Genomic DNA, 6,212 nt, shown 5'->3' with positions numbered 1-6,212 from the left:
TATTGAGGATGAGCAGCTTATTCTCTTTATTTATATCCAATCTTTGTGGCTGCCTGAAGTTAAGTTAAAAAACCTCGATGGCATGATGGGACATTTAATTGTGCTTTAACAATTAGTGGGTGTAATGTCAAATAAACAGAATTATGCTCTTTACTCTTTAAGGCAACATTTTTTAAAGACAGGGGATATGATTTGCTGTTATAATATCTGGTAAATCCGCTTTGAACGGGATATTTACGAAGATTTGAGCTCGATTGGCACAAGCATGCTTATTCAAAAGGGGGTAGCATTTGGATTGTATCAGGTGGAGATAAGGCAAGGTAGCCGTATAGAGAAATATTCGGTACCGGCAGGATATAGCCTGTTCAGGCTATTGAAGGAAAAAGGATTCTATATGGATTCGCTTTGCGGTGGTAAGGGATTCTGTGGCAAGTGTAAGGTGAGGATAGTCCAAGGAGACATATCTAAAGGCCGATGTTCCCCAGATGAGGCGGGGCATCTCTCGTTCGTTGAGCGAAAAGAAGGTATCCGCCTGGCATGCAGGGTACAGATAAATGAGGATTTGGCTGTCGAGGTACCGGAAGGAATTCAAAGGGATGCCGCCATTCTTGTAGAAGGGAAAGGAGACGTTGTTTTAAATCCCAGGGTGGTCAAACGATATGTTGAACTGTCCAAACCATTGCTGGACGACCAGGCTAGCGATGTTGATCGGATCGAGGAGGTCCTTGGGGCTCCAGGGAGGCTTCGTCCTGCCGCTCTCAGGGGTTTGCCCGAAACGTTGAGGGCTCACGACTTTAAAGTGACGGCGGTGTTTTTCGATCAAGATATAATTGCGGTCGAGGGCGGGGATACTTCCGAAACCAAATACGGGGTGGCAGTTGATATAGGCACCACCACAATGGTGGGATTTCTGATAGATCTGACCACTGGCCAGCAGTTGGATGTGTACTCGGCTATAAATCCCCAGCGCCAGTATGGAGCCGACGTCATAACCCGTACTGATTTTACTCTGGAAAACGAAGATGGGCTTGCTCTCTTGAGCAAGTTGGTGAGGGATGAGATAAACAACATGCTGAGAGCTTTCTGTCAGAAGTGGGCCATCCGTTCAGACATGATTTACCATATGACGGTGGTGGGTAATACCATCATGATGCACCTGTTTGCCGGGTTGCCGGTGAGGAACATAGCGGTTTCGCCCTTTATCCCGGTCATAGCTCGCTCCTTTGAGCTTGAACCCTGGCAGGTGGGCATAGACATGTGCCCTTCTGGCAGAATAACCATATTGCCCATGGTGGCGGGATATGTTGGCGCCGACACCATTGCTGATATACTGGCATCTGGCATGGCTGAAAGGGATGAACTGGCACTGCTCATCGATATAGGCACAAACGGCGAGATTGCGCTGGGGAACCGTAAAGAAATCATAACCTGTTCAACGGCGGCTGGACCTGCCTTTGAGGGTGCTCATATTCGCTACGGCATGGGAGGCGTAAAGGGCGCCATAAGCAGGGTGAGGATATCCAAACACGGAATAGAATATGACACAATAGGCGGCCAGCCGGCCCGTGGCATATGCGGTTCCGGGATTGTGGACGTCGTAGCGCAGATGATAAAAGCCGGCATTATGGATACTACCGGCAGGATAAAAAGTGCCCAGGAGGTCAAGGCTGATCTGCCTGACGCCCTTGTCAGCAGGGTCATCGAGCTGGATGGGAAACCTGCCCTACTCATCGCTTCAAGAGAGGAAGGGGCGCTGGACGATATATACATCTGTCAAAAGGACGTACGGGAGGTACAGCTAGCCAAGGCGGCCATTGCAAGCGGCATCCACATCTTGATGAAGGAGATGGGGGTACGGCATGAGGATATACAAAAGGTGTATCTGGCAGGAGGATTCGGAAATTACATCGATTATGATCATGCGGCCGATATAGGCCTTATACCAAGTCAGCTGAGAAGCAAGGTAATTGCCATAGGCAATGCCGCTGGCGCAGGAGCCAAGATGGCGCTTTTGTCCAAGGAATACATGGAAATGGCTGAATGTATAAGGAATAAGACCCGCTACGTTGAACTCTCCTCGCACCCCGATTTCCAAAACGTCTTTGTGGATTTTCTCCCATTTTAAGCCAGTATATGATATCCTGCATCCACGTGTATGACTTCTCCAGTAATGCCCCTTGACAGGTGGCTGAGCAAAAACAGTGCAGCATCACCCACATCGGACTGGTCAACATTTCGCCTCAATGGTACCTTTTCCTCGTATGTTTTGAGCATTTGGCTGAAATCTTTGATTCCCCTCGCGGCAATGGTCTTTATGGGTCCGGCAGATATGGCGTTTACCCTGATGTTATACGGTCCCAGGTCTGCTGCCAGATATCTTACCGAGCATTCCAGCGCCGCTTTAGCTGCTCCCATGACGTTGTAATTAGGCACTGCCCTTTCACTGCCAATGTATGTTAACGTCACAATGCTGCCACCTTGGGGCATGAGGGGCAGGGCGTGCCTTGCTACTGCTATCAGCGAATAGGCACTTATGTTTTGAGCTAATAGATATCCTTCTCGAGAGGTGTTGTAATAGGCTCCAGCTAGCTCTTCTTTCTTCGCAAAAGCCAAGCTGTGCACTACGCCATGCAGCACTCCAACATCCCTTTTGATGCTGTCAAACAGGTCTACTATTTCTTGATCGCTGGTCACATCGCAAGGATACAGTAAAGCCCCCGGGATGTCAGATACCAGTTCCTGTACCGCATCCCGCGTGCGCTCTCCCTGATATGTAAATATCAAATTGGCCCCTGCTTTGAGGCATGATTGCGCTATACCCCATGCGATGCTCCATTTATTGGCCACACCCATTATCAGGATGTTTTTATCCTTAAGCAGATTTTCCATTACCATCATCCTTTCAACCTGTTTTGATGGAACACAACTTGAGCCTGTGTGGGCTTGCGGACAAATTATGTTTAGTGGCAGGGAGTATGGTTTATAATATAGGCGAAAAATTTCAGCGGCTGGATATTGCATGGAAACAGCTGTTATGTTACTATAATATGAAAAATGCTGTAATTTACTGCTTAATAGAATATCAAAAAATATTGGACTTGTCTACAGTTTATGCTATAATTAAAATGTTTGTGGAAAGAGCAGTTTTAACAAAGGAGGATCTTGCGGGTGAAAGCCACAGCTGAAAAGATAGAAAACAATAAGGTAAAATTAAAATTTGAGGTCGATGCTCAGGATTTTGAAAAGGCGCTGAATAAATCCTACATGAAAAATAAGGGTAAGTTTCAAATTCCAGGCTTCAGAAAGGGGAAAGCGCCTAGAAAGCTAATAGAAAGGTATTACGGCGAGGGCGTTTTCTACGAGGATGCCTTCAATGAGATATTCCAGGAGGTTTACTGGAAGGCAGTTGAAGACAACGGCCTTGAGCCCGTTGACTACCCAACAGTGGAGGAGATCGAGCAGATTGGCAGCGGCAAGGACCTGGTGTTTACCGCCAGCGTAGTTGTGAAGCCCGAGGTAGAGCTGGGACAGTATAAAGGAATAGAAGTGGAAAAAGTGGAGTATAATGTTACGGATAAAGATGTAGAGGATGCCTTAAAACGGATACAGGAAAGGTATGCCAGGTGGGTGGCCGTAGAGGGTAGGCCTATAAAGGAAGGCGACTTAGTCACCCTAGACTATGAGGGCTTTGTAGACGGTCAGCCTATAAAGGACGGCAGCGCTCGGAACTATGCCCTTGAGGTAGGCTCCAAGACTTTTATCCCGGGCTTCGAGGAACAGCTGGTGGGCCTTAATGCCGGTGACGAAAAGGAGATAAAGGTGACTTTTCCGGAGGATTATAGGGTCGAAGAATTAAGGGGCAAAGAGGCCGTGTTCAAAGTTAAGGTTCATGACATAAAGGAGAAAGAGCTGCCTGAGCTGGATGATGAGTTCGCCAAGGACGTGAGCGAGTTTGAAACCTTTGAGGAGTACAAGGCTCATCTGAGAGAGGACCTTGAAAGGGTAGCCAAAAATCAGGCGCGTGCACAGATGGAGGAGCAACTTTTATCGCAGGTGGTTGAAGGGGCTAAGGTTGATATCCCTGATGTGATGGTGGAGCGAGAAATTGATGCTATGCTTAGCAACTTTGAGTTGGGGCTGTATTATCGGGGCCTGACCCTTGAGCGGTATTTAGAGCTTACCGGCACATCCATGGAGGATTTGAGGGCACAATATAGGCAAGAGGCATATACTAGAGTGAAAACTGCTTTAGTGCTCGAGAAGGTAGCAAAGGCGGAAGGCATCGAGGTTACCCAGGAAGACCTGGATAAGGAGCTGGAGGAGCTGGCAGGTCAATTCAACATAACGGTAGACGAAGCTAGAAAGCGCTATGCTGAAAGCCTGGAAAGAAGGAAGCACGAGTTGCTCACAAGAAAGATCGTTGATTTCCTGATGGATAACGCCATTATAGTGGATAAGGCACAGCAGTCAGAGCAGAATAAGCAGCAAACAGAGGATAGGGTTGAGCATGCAGACGAGGGCGCAGATCAGCGCCCAGCGGAGGATACGGCTGCTGAGTAAGTTTAAGGTTATGATTGATTGAGGAGGAGATGATAGTATGGGCCTGATCCCTATGGTGGTCGAGCAAACCAGTCGTGGTGAACGCGCATATGACATATATTCGCGGCTTTTGGAGGATAGAATCATATTCCTTGGCGGAGAGATATACGATGAAACCGCCGATTTGGTGGTGGCTCAGTTGCTTTATCTGGAAGCCAAAGACCCCGACAAGGATATACAGCTTTACATCAACAGTCCTGGCGGCTCTGTGACCGCTGGATTGGCCATTTACGATACCATTCAGTATATCAAATGCGATGTATCCACCATCTGTATTGGAATGGCTGCATCCATGGGCGCTTTCTTGCTGGCGGCCGGTACCAAGGGTAAGAGGTACGCTCTGCCCAATAGCGAGATCATGATCCATCAACCCATAGGTGGGGCACGGGGATCTGCATCCGACATAAAGATACATGCTGAGCAGATCCTCAAGATCAAGAGGCGCCTTAATGAGATTTTAGCAGAGAGAACAGGTCAACCCCTCGAAAAGATAGAGAGGGACACCGATAGAGACTTCTTTATGTCTGCCTATGAGGCTAAAGAGTACGGTATCGTGGATGAAGTCATCGTATCGCGTAAATAGTGTTTTAAGAGGTGAATGAATTGGCAAGATATGATGATAGAAAGCAACTAAAGTGTTCTTTCTGCGGCAAGACCCAGGATCAGGTGCGGCGGTTGGTAGCCGGACCAGGGGTCTATATCTGTGATGAGTGCATAGAGCTGTGCCAGGAAATCATAGAGGAAGAGTTTGAGGAGTCATCCAGCTTTGATATGCACGACATCCCAAAGCCGCAGGAGATATACTCCATTCTCAACCAGTATGTCATAGGTCAAGATAGAGCTAAAAAGATATTGTCAGTGGCTGTATATAACCATTACAAGCGCATCAACAGCGACTCGAAAAGGGATGGCGTTGAGCTGCAAAAGAGCAACATCTTGATGTTGGGTCCAACGGGCTCCGGTAAGACCCTCCTTGCTCAGACGCTGGCCAAGATACTCAATGTTCCATTTACCATAGCCGATGCTACTACCCTGACTGAAGCGGGATACGTGGGCGAGGATGTGGAGAACATCCTGTTGAGGCTCATTCAAGCTGCGGATTATGACATAGAAAAGGCCGAAAAGGGTATAGTGTATATAGATGAGGTAGACAAGATAGCCAGGAAATCCGAAAACCCTTCCATAACTCGAGATGTATCCGGCGAAGGCGTACAGCAGGCTTTGCTCAAGATACTGGAGGGGACCGTTGCCAACGTTCCGCCCCAGGGCGGACGCAAGCACCCGCATCAGGAGTTCATACAAATAGACACTACCAACATCCTCTTCATATGCGGTGGTGCTTTTGAAGGCATAGAGAAGATCATACAGAACCGCATAGGGAAGAGTTCGTTGGGGTTTGGAGCAGAAATCCGAAGCAAGGTCAACAGCGATCCAAGCGAGCTTTTGACGCACATAATGCCGGAGGACCTGTTGAAGTTCGGCTTAATTCCCGAGTTTGTGGGGCGTCTCCCCATCATCGTTACCCTCCACGCTTTGGATGAGGAGGCGCTGGTGAAAATTTTGAAGGAGCCCAAGAATGCGCTGGTCAAACAGTATCAAAAGCTGTTTGAGAT

The 6,212-nt window shown here is 48.1% G+C and carries 5 protein-coding genes and 1 pseudogene; 5 read left to right on the top strand and 1 reads right to left on the bottom strand.

Going from position 1 to position 6,212, the window contains the following annotated elements; translation table 11 throughout:
* Nucleotides 1-304: 304 nt before the first annotated feature.
* On the top strand, nucleotides 305-2,125 hold the full coding sequence (locus FWJ59_RS07225) for an ASKHA domain-containing protein (protein WP_414481278.1): 1,821 nt from the start codon (nucleotides 305-307) through the stop codon (nucleotides 2,123-2,125).
* Here FWJ59_RS07225 and fabI read toward each other — a convergent pair.
* Entirely contained in the window at nucleotides 2,122-2,889 is a 768-nt protein-coding gene (gene fabI, locus FWJ59_RS07220) for an enoyl-ACP reductase FabI (protein WP_414481277.1), read from the bottom strand. The two genes, FWJ59_RS07225 and fabI, sit on opposite strands and share 4 nt — an antisense overlap.
* 74 nt (nucleotides 2,890-2,963) lie before the next feature.
* Between fabI and FWJ59_RS07215 the strand changes: the two genes are divergently transcribed.
* From FWJ59_RS07215 to clpX, 4 genes and pseudogenes are all read left to right on the top strand, one after another.
* Nucleotides 2,964-3,185 (top strand): hypothetical protein, encoded by a 222-nt coding sequence (locus FWJ59_RS07215; RefSeq protein WP_414481276.1) that lies wholly within the window; start codon nucleotides 2,964-2,966, stop codon nucleotides 3,183-3,185.
* Nucleotides 3,169-4,452, top strand: a pseudogene (gene tig / locus FWJ59_RS07210) (trigger factor); the annotation flags it as partial. The gene FWJ59_RS07215 and the pseudogene tig, both read left to right, overlap by 17 nt.
* A gap of 145 nt (nucleotides 4,453-4,597) precedes the next feature.
* Nucleotides 4,598-5,182, top strand: a complete 585-nt coding sequence (gene clpP, locus FWJ59_RS07205; RefSeq protein ID WP_414481275.1) for an ATP-dependent Clp endopeptidase proteolytic subunit ClpP — start codon at nucleotides 4,598-4,600, stop codon at nucleotides 5,180-5,182.
* Nucleotides 5,183-5,202: 20 nt separating this feature from the next.
* Nucleotides 5,203-6,212, top strand: a 1,010-nt coding sequence (gene clpX / locus FWJ59_RS07200) for an ATP-dependent Clp protease ATP-binding subunit ClpX (RefSeq protein ID WP_414481274.1), incomplete at its 3' end; no start/stop codon positions are given.

It is taken from the genome of Caldicoprobacter sp. (assembly GCF_047459465.1).
GTDB lineage: Bacteria > Bacillota > Clostridia > Caldicoprobacterales > Caldicoprobacteraceae > Caldicoprobacter.
Note: the sequence above shows the minus strand (reverse complement) of the source record. Positions and strands in the feature narration are given on the sequence as shown.